Annotated in this window: 16 protein-coding genes and 1 pseudogene; 6 read left to right on the top strand and 11 right to left on the bottom strand. The window is 67.8% G+C overall.

Translation table 11 applies throughout. The features are described from left to right. From ACWIGU_RS43865 to ACWIGU_RS43850, 4 genes are all read right to left on the bottom strand, one after another. Positions 1-284, bottom strand: a 284-nt coding sequence (locus tag ACWIGU_RS43865; protein ID WP_454407513.1) for a transposase, incomplete at its 3' end; no start/stop codon positions are given. Positions 285-835: 551 nt separating this feature from the next. Further along, complete coding sequence (locus tag ACWIGU_RS43860) at positions 836-2,878, bottom strand: hypothetical protein (protein WP_454407512.1); 2,043 nt, start codon at positions 2,876-2,878, stop codon at positions 836-838. Continuing rightward, the gene (locus tag ACWIGU_RS43855; RefSeq protein ID WP_454407511.1) at positions 2,875-3,297 is read right to left on the bottom strand and encodes a hypothetical protein; all 423 of its coding nucleotides are present in this window, start codon (positions 3,295-3,297) and stop codon (positions 2,875-2,877) included. The genes ACWIGU_RS43860 and ACWIGU_RS43855 overlap by 4 nt, the downstream gene beginning before the upstream one ends. 482 nt (positions 3,298-3,779) lie before the next feature. Further along, positions 3,780-4,118, bottom strand: coding sequence for a hypothetical protein (locus tag ACWIGU_RS43850; RefSeq protein ID WP_454407510.1), 339 nt, complete (start codon positions 4,116-4,118; stop codon positions 3,780-3,782). A gap of 110 nt (positions 4,119-4,228) precedes the next feature. Here ACWIGU_RS43850 and ACWIGU_RS43845 point away from each other — a divergent pair, with 110 nt between their 5' ends. The 4 genes from ACWIGU_RS43845 (at position 4,229) to ACWIGU_RS43830 (ending at position 10,258) form a co-directional block, all read left to right on the top strand. After that, the gene (locus ACWIGU_RS43845; RefSeq protein WP_454407509.1) at positions 4,229-7,516 is read left to right on the top strand and encodes a BTAD domain-containing putative transcriptional regulator; all 3,288 of its coding nucleotides are present in this window, start codon (positions 4,229-4,231) and stop codon (positions 7,514-7,516) included. 662 nt (positions 7,517-8,178) lie between these two features. Further along, positions 8,179-8,430: a hypothetical protein gene (locus ACWIGU_RS43840; protein ID WP_454407519.1), complete on the top strand. Its 252-nt coding sequence runs from the start codon at positions 8,179-8,181 to the stop codon at positions 8,428-8,430. Beyond that, positions 8,321-9,195, top strand: a protein-coding gene (locus ACWIGU_RS43835) for an IS5 family transposase (RefSeq protein ID WP_454407508.1) whose coding sequence is annotated in 2 segments (ribosomal slippage) — positions 8,321-8,711 and positions 8,711-9,195 — 876 coding nt in all. Because the reading frame shifts where the segments join, the coding sequence is not laid out codon by codon here. The genes ACWIGU_RS43840 and ACWIGU_RS43835 overlap by 110 nt, the downstream gene beginning before the upstream one ends. Positions 9,196-9,379: 184 nt before the next feature. Then, positions 9,380-10,258 (top strand): GNAT family N-acetyltransferase, encoded by an 879-nt coding sequence (locus tag ACWIGU_RS43830; protein ID WP_454407507.1) that lies wholly within the window; start codon positions 9,380-9,382, stop codon positions 10,256-10,258. Between the two features lie 75 nt (positions 10,259-10,333). Here ACWIGU_RS43830 and ACWIGU_RS43825 read toward each other — a convergent pair whose 3' ends face one another. The 4 genes and pseudogenes from ACWIGU_RS43825 to ACWIGU_RS43810 all read right to left on the bottom strand — a co-directional run bounded on the left by ACWIGU_RS43825 (position 10,334) and on the right by ACWIGU_RS43810 (position 12,289). Further along, positions 10,334-11,029: a hypothetical protein gene (locus tag ACWIGU_RS43825; RefSeq protein WP_454407506.1), complete on the bottom strand. Its 696-nt coding sequence runs from the start codon at positions 11,027-11,029 to the stop codon at positions 10,334-10,336. A 42-nt stretch (positions 11,030-11,071) separates the two neighbouring features. Beyond that, a pseudogene (locus ACWIGU_RS43820) lies at positions 11,072-11,260 on the bottom strand (ATP-binding protein); the annotation flags it as partial. A 461-nt stretch (positions 11,261-11,721) separates the two neighbouring features. After that, positions 11,722-11,853: a hypothetical protein gene (locus ACWIGU_RS43815; protein ID WP_454407505.1), complete on the bottom strand. Its 132-nt coding sequence runs from the start codon at positions 11,851-11,853 to the stop codon at positions 11,722-11,724. A gap of 112 nt (positions 11,854-11,965) precedes the next feature. Next, complete coding sequence (locus ACWIGU_RS43810) at positions 11,966-12,289, bottom strand: hypothetical protein (RefSeq protein WP_454407504.1); 324 nt, start codon at positions 12,287-12,289, stop codon at positions 11,966-11,968. A gap of 478 nt (positions 12,290-12,767) precedes the next feature. Here ACWIGU_RS43810 and ACWIGU_RS43805 point away from each other — a divergent pair, with 478 nt between their 5' ends. Continuing rightward, positions 12,768-13,745, top strand: a complete 978-nt coding sequence (locus tag ACWIGU_RS43805; RefSeq protein WP_454407502.1) for an L-threonylcarbamoyladenylate synthase — start codon at positions 12,768-12,770, stop codon at positions 13,743-13,745. A 94-nt stretch (positions 13,746-13,839) separates the two neighbouring features. Here ACWIGU_RS43805 and ACWIGU_RS43800 read toward each other — a convergent pair whose 3' ends face one another. Together ACWIGU_RS43800 and ACWIGU_RS43795 are read right to left on the bottom strand one after the other, a co-directional pair. After that, positions 13,840-14,481: a carbonic anhydrase gene (locus tag ACWIGU_RS43800; protein ID WP_454407501.1), complete on the bottom strand. Its 642-nt coding sequence runs from the start codon at positions 14,479-14,481 to the stop codon at positions 13,840-13,842. A gap of 300 nt (positions 14,482-14,781) precedes the next feature. Continuing rightward, on the bottom strand, positions 14,782-15,099 hold the full coding sequence (locus ACWIGU_RS43795) for a hypothetical protein (protein WP_454407500.1): 318 nt from the start codon (positions 15,097-15,099) through the stop codon (positions 14,782-14,784). Between the two features lie 468 nt (positions 15,100-15,567). On the opposite strand from ACWIGU_RS43795, the gene ACWIGU_RS43790 reads away from it, so the two are divergent. Continuing rightward, positions 15,568-16,203, top strand: a complete 636-nt coding sequence (locus tag ACWIGU_RS43790; RefSeq protein WP_454407499.1) for a DUF6192 family protein — start codon at positions 15,568-15,570, stop codon at positions 16,201-16,203. A gap of 111 nt (positions 16,204-16,314) precedes the next feature. Here ACWIGU_RS43790 and ACWIGU_RS43785 read toward each other — a convergent pair whose 3' ends face one another. Then, entirely contained in the window at positions 16,315-17,031 is a 717-nt protein-coding gene (locus tag ACWIGU_RS43785; protein ID WP_454407498.1) for an SDR family NAD(P)-dependent oxidoreductase, read from the bottom strand. Positions 17,032-17,078 lie beyond the last annotated feature (47 nt).

The following is a 17,078-nucleotide window of genomic DNA, read 5'->3' as shown; positions in this document are numbered from 1 at the left end:
ACGTCCCAGTCGATCCGACCCGCGTGGTCCTCAGCGGCCTGAACCCTCGACAGCAACATTGCCCATGTTCCATCAGCTGACCAGCGGCGATGCCGATTATAGACGGTCTCCCACGGCCCGAACCGCTCCGGCAGGTCCCGCCACTGCACACCCGTCCGCACCCGATAGAGGACCCCGTTGATCACCCGACGGTGATCGCTCCACCGGCCCCCACGGGTGCCACCACGAGGTAAGAACGACTCCAGCCGATCCCACTCCGCGTTCGTCAGATCTCCACGGCCCATACCGCCAGCCTGGCTCCAACTCCCCACTCATGTCAGGAGATCCGAGAAACAGTGCCTAGGCGAGCCACTGGCAACCAGGTTCGACGGACACCATTAGCTGCGGGGAGCCTGGGAGAAGCGGCGTTCTAGGCACCCTGCTGGGCCCTTCGTCCCCGAGCCCAAGCTCCTTCATAGGCGCGTGGGCCTCGTAGGGGGTGGAGGTCTGGCGGCATCGCGGTTGCCATGCTGTCCCGGATGGTTTGCATGGCGGTCCCCTCTGCCTGAGTCATCTGGACGCGCGGAAGATCGAGGGCTCGGAAGACGTCGGTACTGACGGGGTGGGGGCGGTCGGCGCGCAGAATGGACAATCGCGGGTCGGTCGCGCTGGACTCCAGCAGAACAGACGTTGGCAGACGGCAGCTGCCCCAGCCTGTTCCGCGACCTGTGTGAACGAAGCCAGTGAGCTGCCATTCGACGACCGCTGTGCACCAGACCCAACGTGTCGACCAGGGTTTGCTGGGCTGTGAGGCTCTCAAGTTGCTTGGACCGAGTGGAACGACTCCGCAACGGGATTACCCCTTCAACATGTCGGGGCATGCGGAACCCATGAGCCGGGCGGCGCTGCCGGTCTCCTCCGCCAGCGATGCACTGCTGACGAGGGCCGCTTCGACCTTGGGATGCATGGGATAGGTCGCGGCCCTGTTCTTGTCGCCATCGGCCTGAGCCGTGTCGGCCTTGGTGTTCCAGTCGGTCACCTCGGCCTTGATCGCGGACTGTACCTTGGGGGCAGTCGCCTTACCTGCCGCGGTGTCCAGGTCGGTCGCCATCTGCCGCTCGGTGGTCACCAGTTCGTCGTAGGTCCTCAGGTTATCCGACCGGGCGTGGTAGGCGCTGAACGCCTGCGTGACCTCGGTGCAGCCGGCAGGCTGTCCGCTTCCGCCGGTGGTCGCCATGACGACGGCCGCGGTTCCGCCCACGACCACGGCACCGGCGGCCGCCGCGGCCGCGGCCTTGCCCTGCGCGAGTTTCGCGGCGAGGCGGGCCGTGCGGCTCGCTTCCCGCGCGGCACGTGCTGTGTGGCCGACCGCCTGTACCGCCTGGCTGGTGGTGGCTTCGGTCTGGCCAGTGTGCACGGCGAGCAGCGACAACGCCGACAGTGTCGCGGCCACCGCGACCCGGTCGCCTTCCAGCAGGTTGCGTGCCTGCTCCTCGGTGTGGACGAAGTAGTCGACGTCCGTGGCCGTTCCGCCCAATCCGGCCGCCTTCTTGCCCAGGGCGTACAGCTGAAGAGCCGTCTGCCTGCGGCCGGATCTCAGTGCGAGCGGTGCGGTGATCCTCGCGAACCGCGCGGCCGTCGCCCACTGTCGTGTGTCCTCCAGCCTCCGCGCGACGGCCAGCAGCAGATGTGGGTCCGGCGGCGGCTGAGTGTCCGCTCCGGCGAGCTGAGTCGTCAGGCCGTCCGCCGCGGTACGCGCGTCCGTCCGGGCCCAATCCTGACGGATCACCGCGGCCACCGCGTCCCGGGTAATCCGGTAGGCATCGCCCTCTCGCGTCACCAGACGTCTGTCGTACAGCTCCGGCGCCGAGTCCGCCGACTGAGGGTTTCCTGTGATCGCCACGAACCATGCCGGTGCCAGCGGTGTGTTGAAGGTCGCCAGAGCGACCAGCACCTGCCGGGCGGGCTCACTCAGGGCGACAGCCAGCGTCTCGGCCTGGTGCTGCGGGGTCAACTCGCCGCTGGGATCGATCTCGGGTGGCTGGTCGAAGGGCCCCTCGCTGGCCCTGGTGCGCCACTCGTCGGAGCCCTTGATGAACTCCGCGTACTGGAGCAGGCGTTGGGGCCAGCCCCGGGACGCGGAGTATGCGTGGTCGAACTGCAGGTTTCGCAGGCCGGTCGGGTCGAGCTGCAGCCCGAGCCCGGCGCTGAGCAGCTCAGTCGCGGCGTCGCGGCCCAGGGGCTGGACATGGTGAGCAACGCCAGGGGCGGGCAGTGTCCGGTACGGGGAGGTGAAGAGGAACGTACAGCTGCCGAACGTCCCCAACAGCCTGGACATGTCCTCACGGCTGAGCGTGCTGTCGACGACGGTGATGTGTACGGCGGCTTCGGCGACGGCGGCACGGAGCATGGTCTCGTCGACCTGACGCAGGAACCCCTTGCCGAAGAACGCCTTGGCCAAGCGGTCGTACAGGGTCTGAAGGGTATCGCCCCCACCTCCGTCGGGCAGCAGGACGTGGCCGCGCGTTCCCCGCGCGGCCAGCCGTTGGTGCACCGCTTGGGTGATCGCCTTCCTGCCGACACCTTCTTGGCCGTACAGCTGCACACTGCGACCGGCGGCCAGCTGATCGGTGACCTGTTCCACGAGCGCCGCCCGGCCGAACAGCTCGGCCGGTGACGTGTCGGTCAGTACCGGCGCGGTCAGCAGCGGCAACTCCATCACGCTGCGGATCTCGGCGAACTGGCCCTTGTCATAGATGACGTTGAAGGCGTTGTCACCGATGTTCACGATGCCATGGTTCGAGCCTTCGATTACGACCAAGCTGCCACCGGCGGACTCGTCGGCGTTCGCCGCCGGGAGATCCTCGTACGGCTCCTGCGGATCGGTTCCGCCACTCATCGGCGTTGGACGTTCGTCGCGTTGTCGCCGGTGGCGACGATCCCGGAGTTGGTCCCGCCGATGGCGACGGCGCGTGCGCCGGACGCCTGCACGGCCGGGCCCTCGGGGAGCAGTGTTGACAGTTCGGCGGCGAGGTCCGGCTCGTTCGTCAGCAACTTTCTGAGCTGGAAGCGCAGTGCCGCCATCGCATCCGGATCCCCGGCGGCCCCGGCCAGTTCGATCACGGCGGCTCGAACCGGCGCCGGATCGGCGTCACCTGCGCCCCTGTTCAGGATCCGGTCGAGCAGTCGCCGGCCCAGTCGTACCGTCGCCCCGGCTGCCTGGTCCTCCGCCGTGGTCAGTACGGCGACGCCGTAGGCCCCGGCTGCAGCGCCGATCGCCGGAACGATCTGGCCAAGTAGAACGTCGATCTCGTGCACGTATGCCCCCTGTCGCGGAACTCGACTCCATGAGCCGTCAAAATGGCGGGAACCGGAACATATCCGGCGGCACGACCGAGGACGAATCCCGCCTCGAGGCAGAGCAGCGCGTCCCCAGCACCGCCGTCGCCGAACACCTCGCCGACACACTTCGGTTGACGCTCCCCGCGCGCCGGGCCCTGTTCGCCGCCTCGGTCGACGACGCCGGCCGTTTCCACCCCGTGCAACTGCAACCACAGACTCTCCACTCTTCGTCCCCCGGCACTCTCGATCGCCAGAGTCCGGATGCGCTACGCCAGGTCGGCACGGCGAGGAGCCCGCGCACAGATCACGCCGAGTCCCGCACCACTCGGACGCCACGTCGTACATGTGTCTGCGGGTCTCCCACACCGGCTCGAGGTGATCCCTGCGTGCCTCCAGCAGCGAGGTCCCCATGGCGACACCCACACCCGGCAGCGTGGCCGCAAAGGTCGCCCACTGCATCATGAGCCGACCGCATCCACGGCGATGTGCCCTGTCCGGCGCTCCGCACGGAGCACGGCGCGGGCTGCCGCGAGGGTCTCGTCGTCCATCTCCGTCCCGGAGGCCGTCAGGACCTGGAGCAGCCGGGTCCACCACACGTCGGGATCGGCCTCGTACGCGTCCAGTACCCGTACGCCATAGCCGCCCCGCACGCCATGACCGCCGACACCGGCCAACCGTCGGCGGACTGCTTCTCTCAGCGCGGCGTAGAGGTCGTGGACGACTCCGCGCGAGGTGTCGGGGAGCCCGGCCACCGCTCCTGTGGCCAACGCGGTGGCCACCAACTCCACTTCGGTCACTCGGGCCCCTTTGGGTTGTGCGGGTTGTGCGATGTCGTGTCCATCACCCTGGCCGGAGGTGCTGCAATACTGATGAAATTTCGATGACTTACGGAAGCGGAGGCTTCTCGGTGGACGGCGGATCTCCTCAGCTGCTTCGATTCGAGGCGCTCGGGCCGTTACAGGCATGGCGGGGTGGAACACCCCTGGAGCTGGGTCCGATCAAGCGGCAGGCGGTACTGGCTGCGCTTTTGCTGCGCCAAGGGGCCGTGGTGAGTCATGACCGGCTGCTCGACGCAGTGTGGGGGATGGAGCCGCCCGCGGGCGGTCGCAAGGTGCTGCCGACTCACGTCAACTCGCTGCGCAGGGCGCTCGATCCGGAAGGCACCGAGCCCGCGCAGTCGGTGATCCGCAGTGGAAAGGGCTGGTACCGCCTCGTCGTCGAGGGGGTTCGGCTCGACACGGCGGATCTGGAGGAGCGGGGCAGCCAGGCGATGCTGACCATCGCATCCGGCGATCTGGCCACCGCAGCCGATCAGTTGTCCGCGGCCATCGAGTTGTTCCGGGGCGAGCCGCTGGCCGGCCTGCCGGGGCCCTTCGCGCAGGAGGAGCGGCAACGATGGGACGAACGTCGCCGGACACTCCGGCTGGAGTGGCTCAAGTGCCTGGTTCTGCTGGGCCGTTGCGCCGAGGCCCTCGACGACCTCGGTAGGGTGTCGTCGGCGTCCGACCGCTACGACGAGTCACTGACGGCCCTGCGCATACGGGCCCTGTACGGCTGCGGCCGTCAGGCGGAAGCACTGAACGCCTTCGAGGACATGCGCGTACGGCTGCGGGACGAGCTGGGAGCGGATCCTGGTGAGGAACTGCGCCGGGTCCACGAAGCGGTGCTGCACCAGGACGACGCCTTCATTCTGCGTCCGCCGACGCGCTCCATGCTGCGCGAGAGTGCCGTTGCTGCCGAACTCCCCCACGACGCACCGGGGTTCGCCGGCCGCACCGGCGAACTCGCCAGGCTCCACGCGCTGCTTCCGCCCGAGCAGGAGCGGGGAGCGGCGAACACCGTGGTCATCTCCGCCATCGGCGGCGCCGCCGGCATCGGCAAGACCGCGCTGGCCGTGCACTGGGCGCACCAGGTGCGTAATCGCTTCCCCGACGGCCAGCTCTACGTGAACCTCCACGGCTTCGACCACGACCGGCAGCCCCTCGAGGCCCGCGAGGCCCTCGAACTGATGCTGCGCAGCCTCGGGCTCGCGGCATCCGAAATCCCCCCGCACCACGAAGCCCAGAGCCGCGTGTACCGGACCCTGTTGACCGACCGGCGCATGCTCGTCCTGTTGGACAACGCGGCCTCGGCCGAGCAGGTACGTCCGCTGCTGCCGTCCAGCCCGACCTGCTCCGTCGTCGTCACCAGCCGTAACCGGCTCGGTGACCTCGTCGCCCACGACGGCGCCCACGCCCTGCCGCTGGACCTGCTCCAGCCGGACGAGGCCCGCGCGCTGCTCAGCCGGACCCTCGGCGCGGAGCGCGTCGCCGCCGATGAGCACGCGGTGGACGAGCTGATCCGGCTGTGTGGCAGCCTTCCGCTGGCGCTGCGGGTGGCCGCCGCCCGCCTGGTGGGGGATCCGGGCTTACGTCCGGCCGACCTGGTCGCCGACATGACCGAGGGCAATCGGCTGGCGGCCCTGGAGCCGGACGGCGACGCCAACTCCCCCTTGCGCACGGCCTTTTCCGTGTCGTATCAGATCCTTGCACCGGCCGCGCGACGACTCTTCCGTCTGCTTGGCCTGTTCCCCGGGGCGGAATTCACCGCCGAGGCCGCGGCAGCGCTCGCGGACGCACCACTGCAGCAGGCACGACGCCTGCTCAGCACCTTGACCGCCGCCCACTTGATCGAACCGGTGACGGTGGGCCGGTACCGGTTCCACGATCTCCTCCGCGAGTACGCGCAGGAGTGCGCGCAGGCGGAGGAGACGGCGCCTGATCGCGACTTCGCACTGGAACGGCTCCTGACCTGGTACCTGCACGCGGCGCGCGCGGTCGGGGGAACCTGGCTCTTCCCGAAACTGCCCCGCGACCTCGGCCACGGCGGTCAACCGGGCCTGCCTTCCTCCACCGGAGCCTCACGATGGCTGGACGCGGAAAGGGCCAACCTGCTCGCCCTCATCAACCATGCCGCCCACCATGGTCCCCGCCCCGTCGCATGGCACATGGTCAACGCGCTGTTCGGCTACTTCTGGCTTCAGCTACCGCGAGCGGCGTGGCAGGCCACCGCGCAGACAGCGCTGGACGCGGCCACAGCCGAAGGCAACCTGTTCGGCCAGGCAGCCATGCACATCAGCCTTGGACTGATCCAATCGGACCGTGGGGATGCCGGCCAAGCACTTGAGCATCACTCCCGCGCACTGGAGATCAGCCGGGAGCTCGGTTGGGCGACGGGCGAGGCAGCGGCTCTCGGCGGCAGAGGCCAGGCGGAATGGAACATGGCTCGCCTCGACAGTGCGCACGAGCATGTCACCACCGGTATGCGGATCGCCCGTGAAGCCGGAAATCTCTACCTTGAAACTCTGGGGTTGGTCGTCATCGGTCTGACCTGCCGGGATCTGGGCCGACTGCACGAGGCTGCCGAGCAGCTCGAAGTGGCCATCATCCGAAACAAACAGATCAGTTGGTGGGACGACAGCCTGGCTCTGCAGAATCTGGGTTGGGTGTACTGGGAACTCGGCCGTCTGACCGACGGCCTTGAGGTCCTCGTGCCCAAGGTCACCGCCGACGAGAGGAACGGGAACCGCACCGCCCACGCCACGGTGCTCGACGCCGTTGCCAAGATCAATATTGCACTCGGCCGACACGACGAGGCGCTGGAACAGGCCATGCGCGCCTTTGGCATGGCGAAGGACAAAGGGCGGCGCTGGATTCAGGGCAGCATCCTCAACACGGTGGCCACTGCCCACCGGCACCTGGCACATTTCGACCGGTCGATCCGGCTCGGCACGCAGGCGCTTGCCCTGTCCCGCGAGTCGAGATACAGACGCCCTGAGGCGGACAGCCTCGTGGGCCTCTCGCGCACCCTCAAAGACACAGGCCGTAACGACGAGGCCCGCGCCCACGCCGAGCAGGCTCTTGCCCTGGCACGCGCCCACTCCTTCCGCGTGGTCGAGGGTCAGGCGCTGACTGTCCTGTGCGACATAGCGGCATCCGAGGAAGCACATACCACAGCAACCGAGTTAGGCCGAGAGGCGCTGACCATCCATCGCGAGACCGGCCACCGCCCCGGTGAGGCCCACACCCTCATGGCACTCGCCCGCGCCCACCGGAAGACCGACGGCGCTGCCGCTGAACTGATGAGGCAGCAGGCATGGGACATTTTCTCGGACATCGGCATGCCCGCGAAGGAGTACGAGGATCTCGGCCAGTGACTCTCCACAGCCGGTCCGTCGCAGTCGTCCGTTTGCGCACGCAGCAGTGGTCGCACGCGCCCAGTCGGGCTCTACGCCTGCTGCATCCGCCGTGGGCGTGAAGGCATCGCCAAACCACCTGGGCCGAAGCCGTGCCCAATGCGTGCCCATAAGGGCGGACAACCACGGTCAACAGAAGCGCGATCCGACCTTCGAAGCTACCACACAGGGAAGGTATATGCGCAGGTCAGAACCATGGACCCTATTCAAGCGCCGTCGCTTCCCAAGCTGAGAGTGCGAGTTCGCTCCGGGCCACTTTGCTCCGCGTTTCGGTCAGGTTCGAGCGCCAGGACTCTGCATCCTTGTGCGCTCCCGTGACGGCCGGAAGGTCACCGGCACCACCTACTAGCGGCCGAGCTGTTACAGGTTTCTCTTCCTCATCAAGCCCCGGCTGCGCCGACGCCCGCCCACACATGGATAGGGCCGAAGGCCAATCGGCGATCACCGCATGATGCGGACCCAGACCATGGCCATGCCTCCGGCGGGGGCGCTCAGACTCTGGGATGGAGGGGGCGCCGTTCGCGAGCCAGCGCATCGTGGCAGGTGTACCGGCACCCATCCCGTCCGCCATCGCCCCATTGCCACTCTCCCCAACTCATGCCCCAGGCCGGTACGGTCCGGCTATGAAGCACGCGAGTCTTGGGCAGGCAGGGCGACCCGAATCGTTCACGGGCATCCTCCGCTACGTCGATCGACGCCCCTGGCTGATCCTGCGGCTAAGGCCTGTTGTGAAAGTCGATCTTGGTCGTGAAATGATCACGCGCTGTGGCGCGTGGAGATCTGACGGACGAGCAGTGGGCCAGGCTGGAGCCGTTGTTGCCGAAAGGCAAGAAGTCCGGCAGGCCGCCGATATGGCCGAGGCGGCAGCTGATTGACGGCATACGGTGGCGGACCCGGGCCGGGACACCCTGGCGGGATGTCCCCGATCGGTACGGGCCGTGGGATCGGGTCTACGACCTATTCCGGCGCCGCCAGCGTGACGGCACCTGGAAGCGAGTCTTCACCGAACTGCAGGCCCAAGCCGACGCGAATGGCCTGATCACCTGGGATGTCAGCGTCGACTCAACGGTGTGCCGCGCTCATCAGCACGCTGGCGGGGCGGTCAAAAGGGGGATCTTCAGAAGGAGTCGCCCGGCGGTGTCGAGGTCGAGCCGGACGACCACGGTCTCGGGCGCTCGCGAGGCGGGCTGACCACCAAGGTTCATCTTGCGGTCGAGCAGGGGCAGAAACCCATGTCAATCGTGATTACGGCCGGACAGCGCGGGGACTCTCCTCAGTTCGAACCGGTCCTGGAGCGGATCCGAGTCCCCCGGCTGGGGCTGGGACGTCCCCGCACACGGCCCGACAAGGTGCGTGCGGATAAGGCGTACGGCTCCCGGAGGAACCGCGCCTACCTGCGCCGACGCGGGATCCGGTGCACGATCCCGGAGAAGAAGGACCAGATCCGAAACCACCAGAAGCTTGGCTCCCGCGGCGGCCGGCCTCCGACGTTCGACAAGACCGATTACCGCGAGCGGCACGCGGTCGAGTGCGGCATCAATCGCCTCAAGCGCCACCGGGCCGTGGCCACAAGGTACGACAAGCTCGCCGTTCGCTATGAGGCAACCGTGCTGGTCGCAGCCATCAACGAGTGGCTGTGACCACGGTCGCAGCAGCATTCAGTTAACCCTTTGCCACGGAGCTGATGGGCCAGCTAAGTTCTCCCAGCCGTCCATGTTCCGGACCGGCACGTCGACGAGGAGGTGTGGAGCACATGCGCAGGAGTGCCGAGCAGTTGAGCCCGCGTACGGACCTTTGCCACCTCCTCACGACGGAGACAACACCTTGTCGCTCCGCATCACCCCACTGACCGACCCCACTCACGGGGCACACAGCCGGCGTCTCGCATGGCTGGCGTCCGACGCCGATGCCAACCCTGTCGGGACGGCCTTTCTGCGCCTGTTCGATGGCGGACAAGAGCACTTGGCCGAACTGACCCTCCACGTCCATCCCGTGGAGCGCCGCAAGGGCGTCGGCTCCCGGCTCCTCGACACTGCCGTGGCCGCCGCCCGGGACAACACCCGACGCTGCGTCGTCGCGCAGGCCGAAGCCGGATCGCCCGGCGAGAACTTCCTGCCGGCTCACAGCTTCCGCAAGGTCCTCACCCTGAGGTTCGCCCGCTTGCCATTGGCCAACGTGGACACCACCGCCCTCGCCGAGATCATCGAGCGTCCGCATCCCGGCTACCGGCTGGCGTCATGGCAGGGAACCGTCCCCGACGATCTCGCCCAGACGTTCGCCGCCTCACGCCGCGCCATGGACGACATGCCCATGGAAGCCACCGACCACGGCACCACGGCCTGGGACGTGGACCGGGTCCGGGCTGCGGCGAAGGCCGTCGAACAGCGCGGCGACCACCTGCACACCGTCGTCGCCATCGACACCTCCAACGGCTCGATCACCGGGTTCACCGAACTCGTCGTCCCCGGCGGCGGCACTGGTGACGCCCAGCATTACGGCACCGGCGTGCTGCCCGAGCACCGCGGGCATGGTCTCGGCCGATGGATGAAGGCCGAGGCGATCCGACAAGCCCACGGCCACTACCCAGACCTCGGCGGGCTCCTGACCGACACCGCCGACAGCAACACGCACATGAGACACATCAGCGACAGCCTCGGCTACGTGCCCACGCACACGACACTCCAGTATCAGCTCGACCTGTAGAGACGAACGGACGGGCCGGACCTGGATAGCAACTCCTCCGGCCCGTCGGCACTCAGGTGTGTCTGGCGACTTCGATCAGTTGTGCAGAAGGTCGAGTTGCTCGGTGGCCTGCTTCCATCCGCGCGCATCCGCCTCGGCGCGAGCCCGGAGCTCAGCCACCGCGGGGCCCCGCTCGTTGGTGTTGGAGGCCCGAACGAGCTCAAGATCCTCACGTTGCCGCTGCAGCTCGACGCCCGGCCCAGGAAGCCGAGGATCGCCCTGCCTTGCAGCCATCGCGGCCGTCTGCAGACAGCGAAGGGCACCGTCCCGGGGTCCTCCCGCGCAGGCAGCAACAGCTTCCGAGACAGCGTTCAGAGCGTCGAGATGCGCCATTGCGGCGCCTTCGGGCACCGCCTCGTCCATGAAGTCGTCCAGGTCAACAGCGTCCTCGTCCTCGTCCTCGTCGTCGCCGCCCTCTCCGATCGGTGTCCCATACGAACGGAACAGTTCGGCCAGCGACCGATCCGTGTACTCGCGGGACCAATCAGCCAACTGATCAATCAGCGTTTGGAACTCAGCCGGGGACGACTTTTCCCCGTTGGCGGCGTCAGTCCAGCACTTCCGGAGTAGCTCGGTGACGATCTCGGATCCCGAACTGCCGTGCCGGCGGAAACGCTCATCGCCAAGACACCCGGAGATCCGTTCAGCAGCTGCCAGACCCACCAGCGCCGCCCCACGGCCGTCAAGAGCGCTGAGCGCTGCCTGCCACTCGCGAAAGTCCCAGTTGTCCATGCCCGTCCTCAGTTCGACCTGTGGCGATCAACCTAGCGCTGGTCAAGATGCCTGCTCCTGTCGGGCTCGGGTGGTGGCGAGGCGGTAGGAATCGGTTCCTGTCTCGATGATGTTGGCGCCGAAGGTGAGGCGGTCCACGATGGCCGCGCAGAGCGGGGGGTCGGTGAAGGCCTTGGTCCAGCCGGAGAAGGACTCGTTGGAGGCAATGGCCACGCTGTTCTTCTCCTCGCGTGACCTGTGGGAGGTAGAGCTGGACGCGATCACCGGCGGATTCATCTCGGAGACCTCCAGCAAAGACTGAGCTACGTCTCCAGGGCGCTGCGCGAATGTGTCGGCCCCAGCGCGCGGTTGGCGTTGGGGCGCGGGGCCGGCGAGGACGTCGGCGCAATCCTGACAGGTTGGAGCAGCGGTGCTTGGTATGACCTGGAGCCGGGCGGCCTGCGCTGTCTCGTCCTTCAGAAATGATCTGGACAAGAGGGTTCCTCGGCCGCCGTCGGTCGAGGAACCCACTGCCCCAGGCTTGCAGCAGGCACTGACAACCACGCTGGACAGTCGTGTGGCCCGGTCTCTTCATGGGAGAAGACCGAGCCACAGTCCGGCTGTCCGTGCACGGTGCAGGCCGCGCACGCCGTCACGTCGGGATACACGCAAGTCGCCAGGGCCCATGGAGCACCTGTGAGCGTTCGCCGGATTCAGCCGGTCCAGGTGAAGGACAACGGCGTGATCCGCTCCGTGAGCGGATTGACGAACATGACCAGAAGCCCGAAGTCACCGAACGGTGCCTCGCGGGTCACCTTGTCGTCGATGCCGTACGCCTCGGACACAGCGTAGGGGTCGATCTCCAGGGCATCATCAGCACGATGAGAGCGAGCTGCGCCTCGAAAGGGAGGCCGTCGATCGTCCGCTGGGTGTGCTCGGTGACGGCGAACAGCCAGCTCACGCGGCACCGCGCTCGCGCGCTGCTTCACGCATGCGCTCACGCCACGCCACATGCGCGGCCCGCGAGTCCTTCGTCTCGTCGCTGAACTGGGCGGGGGCTTCGCGGTGCTTCTCGAAGTGAGCCTTCGCTTCTTCGATCTTCGGTGCCTCGACGTCAACCCACCGCGCTGCGATCTTCTGCCACTTGGCGACGACGGTGTCGAGCTGGCCGACGGGTGCCAGGCGGACTTCACGCAGAGCCTGTTGACGCATGTCGGGGGACGGCAGGGCATGGACGATGGTGTCGATGCTCCAGTCGTGACCGCTCATTGTGGCCCCCATTCCAGATCTCCATAGCAAGGCTGTGGTCCCACGGTAGCGGGCAGACCAGCGCGGTGTCAGACAGCTCGAACGCTCTGCAAATCGGCGGGCCCTGCCTGCGCGAGGGCTCGGGCGCGAGGATCCATGGGGGGTGCGAAGCAATGACGCGAGAGAGCCCGGCGACGGCATCGGCTTCGTGAGGGCGCCGCCGGGCACGACCACCCTGGCACGACGCTCTGACAACGAGCCGATCCGATGACGCGAGCTGACCGCCGTCGTCGCCACGGCGCCTGCCGCTCCGGCTCACGCTGCCGGACATGAGCATGCACTTGGCCAGGCGGGCCGTGTACGGCACTCACTCACAGCTGTGACTGAGCGCGATAGTTGGCCCTTGAGCGTGCCCAGCAGCCGGATGGCCGGCGCGGCATGGGCTGTGCGCAATTCGCAGGCCCGCCCAGCCGCCGAAGTCCGAAAAGCGGGCGGTGAGAGGATTGCCGGTGTGACGGCAAGAACCACTGATATTGACAAGGCGGCCGGGGTGCTGCGCGCCGGTGGGCTGGTGGCCCTCCCCACCGAGACCGTGTACGGGCTGGGGGCCAACGCCGAGGACCCTGCCGCCGTCGCGCGCATCTTCCAGGTCAAGGGGCGTCCCCCCAACCATCCGCTGATCGTCCACATCGGCAGCGCTGCCCTGCTGGACGACTGGGTCGAGGAGGTGCCTCCTGCGGCACGCCTGCTGGCCGAGCACTTCTGGCCCGGGCCGCTCACGCTGGTCCTGCGGCGCGGATCCCGAGTCCCTCTCGAAGCGACCGGTGGCCTGGAGACGGTCGCCGTGCGCGTGCCGGATCACCCCGTCGCGCTCGCACTGCTGCAGTCTTTCGGCGGCGGCGTCACGGCCCCGTCCGCCAACCTCTTCGGCCAAGTCAGCCCCACCACAGCGGGCCACGTCCGGGCCGAGCTCGGCGATGCCGTCGACTTCGTACTGGACGGCGGCCCCTGCACGGTGGGCGTCGAGTCCACCATCGTGGACGTAACCGGCGCCACCCCCAGCATCCTGCGCCCCGGCGGAGTAGCACGAGAGGACCTCGAAGCGGTGCTGGGGCACCCGCTTACGGTCCCTTCGACAAGCAGCGTCCGGGTCCCGGGCCAGCACCCGTCGCACTACGCGCCGAGCGCACGAGTCGTCCTTGTCGACCCGGAGAAGGTCGTCATGGAAGCGGACCTCGCGACGGAACTGGGGCACCGGGTGGGCGTCTTCCTTCCTCCCTCGCTCGCCGACGCCCAGGTGAAGGCGCACGCCGTGGTGGAAGTCCCCGCCTCACCGGCCGCTTACGCACGCGAGCTGTACGGGTTCCTACGCGAACTCGACCAGAAGGGATGCGACCTCATCGTCGCGTCCCTGCCGCAGGAGGACGGTCTGGGACTGGCGATCGCCAACCGGCTCCGCCGCGCCGCAGGACCCCGCCCCACCGCCTGACCGGGCGCCAGGGGGCACTCGGCGGAGCTCTGTGGCTGTGGTCCGACGGGGCCACCGATCGCGCGCTTCATGCCGGGGACCGCAGCCGGGACGGTCAGGACCTGGTGGAAACCGCCTCATCAAGACCGCGAGAGGCGACGAGCTGCGCGCTGCCGTCGGACAGCCGATAAGACAGCCCCACCACGCCCAGGCGGCCGTCGGCCACCCGCTCGGCCAAGACGCGGGAGCGTTCCAGAAGCAGATCCACGGTGTTCTCGATGTGCTCGGCCAGGATCTCGTCGGCCGTCTCGCGTCCGGCGGCCCGGGCCGCCAGCACGCTCGGGGTCACGCGCTCAACCACGTCGCGGACGAAGCCGCCCGGCGTCTGCCCGTCCTCCAGGGCGGAGCGGGCCGCGGCGACGGCGCCGCACGAGTCGTGGCCGAGCACGACCACCAGCGGGGCGTTGAGGATGCTCACGCCGAACTCGATGGATCCGAGTACTTCGGTGCCGGCGACGTGTCCGGCGGTACGGACGACGAACAGGTCGCCCAGGCCGCGGTCGAAAATGATCTCGGCAGCGAGCCGGGAGTCGGCGCATCCGAACAGCACTGCGAAGGGCTGCTGGGACGGAGCGATCTCGGTGCGGCGAGTGGCGTCTTGGTTCGGGTGCTCCGGAGTGCCTGAGACAAAGCGCTGGTTGCCGGCCAGCAGCAGCTCGAAGGCGTCACGGGGTGTCGGGTTCTGGATCTCGGCCATGGCGGCAGCCTACGATCCGGCACCAGCCGCCGCGGTGCTCGGTCCCCACGAAGCCCGCCAGGCCGGACTGTGCCGACGACTGGGCTGCGACCCCAGGCGCCGGGCGAGGGCGTCCTCCAGATGGAACCTCAGCACGTGACGCTGTAGCCCGGTCCCGTCGGGCCGCGGGAGCAGCAGCCACAGATGCTCGTCCACACCCTGCACAACGGCGGTCCCCTTGCCGCGCACTCCGCCGAACGAAGGCCGGACCAACCGTCCGGCCCCCGCGTTCCGTTCTCGGTCCTGCCGAAGCGGGCGAGGTCACGCTCCCTTCATCGCCTCGATGAGGGCCTTGCGGAGCTGGTAGGCAGCGGGGCACCCGTCGGGACCGGCGGCAGTGGCGTAGACACGGCAGGCGTGAGCCGGGACCGTGCCGGGCTCGGCGAACGGGGTGCGGCCGTTGATCAGGATCGTCGGAGAGCCGATGAAACCGACCCACTCAGCCTCGGCCTGGTCGGCGACGACCCGTACGCGAAAGCCAGTGGCGGCCAGGCCGGTGGTGGCCAGGGCCTGCCGCAACAGCTCCTCAGCGAGCTGTTGGCGGGGACAGCCGGGCACCACCAGGAGCTCGATTTCCATGTCTCGAGGATCGTGCCCCTGCGCACGCTTCGAGCATCACAGTTGTCGGTTCGGGCCAACTATCGCGCTCAGTCACAACAGCTGCGACCGAGACTTTTAGTTTGCGGATCTTGGTCTGAGCTATGCAGGTCAGGAGGGTGTGGAGAATTCTTGTTTGCGGATCTTGAGAGAGGCAGTTTGCGGATCACGGTTGTGGATGCTCACTGTGCATGAACGTCACCGTGAGCGGTCGCTGAGAACCCATCTCTAATCCCTAGTTGATCTCGTACACGGGCCACGGTTGAGGCTCCGGTGCGCACGAGGCCCTAGATTCGCAGGCGTTCGGCAGAGGGCTTTGCAGAGAGCTTTCGGGTGCTCCACGCGCCGTGCCGGTACGCCTTTGCCGCCTGGGACGGGAGGCGGATTCTGCCCGTACCGGGTGGGCCGGGGTCGCATTTCACGGCCAAGGGGACCGTGCTCCGGTCTGGCATGGGGGTGGTCGTGGTGCCCAGTACTGAGAAGGTCGGCAACGTCAGCATCGAGCAGTACGAGCAAATCGTGGCAAGGCTCCGCGACGCTGCGGAGAAGTTGTCGAAGAGTTCCTTCAGCATCGGCGACGGCGCGCTGGAAGTGGTTCCGATGCAGGAGCACAGCGGCCGCTCGGTGAATGACGACCTGTTCGGGGTGTCCGCGTGGCTGCACCGGCTGTCGGAGGACATCGACGTCCCGTACAACACGCTCAAGTCCTACCGATGGGTGGCCGGCCGTTGGCCCGAACGGCACGGATGCCCCGGCGTGGCCTACAGCACCCACCAGACCCTTGCTGCGATCTCGGATCCCGAGGAACGGTGGGCGGCGATCAAGAATCCGCCGCTGGACGAGGAGACTGGCAAGCGGCGGTGGACACCGGAGACGTCCCGCCAGCGAGTCGGCTACCACGGTCTCGCGCCCGAGACGGTGCAGGAGAAGGTCGAGGCCGTGCACGACCTGGTGGCCGACGAGCAGGTCGCCACACAGGTCGCGACCGATCTCCTGCGTCGTCAAGCGCGACGCGAAAGCGACCGCCTCCTGCCGGACACCGTGGTGCAGCCGACTCAACTCCGAGGGTGGCCCTGGAGTTCATAGTGCTTCGCGCTCTGTTCAGCACGAAGGATCACGCCAAGACCACCGTCCGCGTACGCCAAACTTCCAGGTGAGTGACGGCGTTCGAGATGCCCGTTCGAGGCGCATCAAGCGCTACCGCGTGGTGAAGGCGCCACCGTTGACGTGGATGGTCTGGCCGGTGATGTGCCGGGCCCCCGTAGAGGCGAGGAAGTGGGCAGTCTGGGCGATGTCGCCGACCGTTCCCGGCTGCTTGTTGTGGGTTTCTTCCACAAGCGCGCGGTGGCGCTCTTCCGTCATCTGGCCGCGGAAGAAGTTCGTGTCGGCGACGAATCCCGCGGAGATCACGTTGCAGGTGACGCCCTTGGGGGCGAGTTCGGCGGACAGGGAGGCGTTCCAGGCAGCCAGGGCGGCTTTCGCTGCGCCGTATGAGCCGCCACGGCGCTCGGCGCCGATAGAGCCAATATTGATGACGCAGCTCTCGCTGGTGAGCTTGTCCTGGACTGCGAGGGTGGTCAGCACCGCAGTGAGGAGGTTCTGGGCCAAGCTGCTGTGCCACTGGGCCAGTTGCGCTTCCAGCATCGATGGGTCACCGGATGCGGGCTCAGGAAGACCTCCGGCGGCGTTGACCAGGACGTCCAGGTCGCCAAGCTGGGCAGCGAGTGCCTCAACCTGCTCGGTTGATGTGGCATCACAGACGACGCCGTGCGCCCCTATCTCTTTGGCCGTCCGCTCGACGGTGTCGCGCTTTCGTCCAGTGACGAAGACCTCTGCCTGGTCATCGGCGAAGCGTTGGGCAATCGCGCGGCCGATGCCGCTGGTGCCACCAGTCACGAGCACAGTGCGGGTCACGAGTCCTCCTGCTCATACTATGTTTAGGCCTAAACGTAGCTGATGAC

The sequence above is a fragment of the Streptomyces sp. NPDC055400 genome (assembly GCF_053644375.1).
This window is presented reverse-complemented; position numbering and strand designations above follow the sequence as displayed.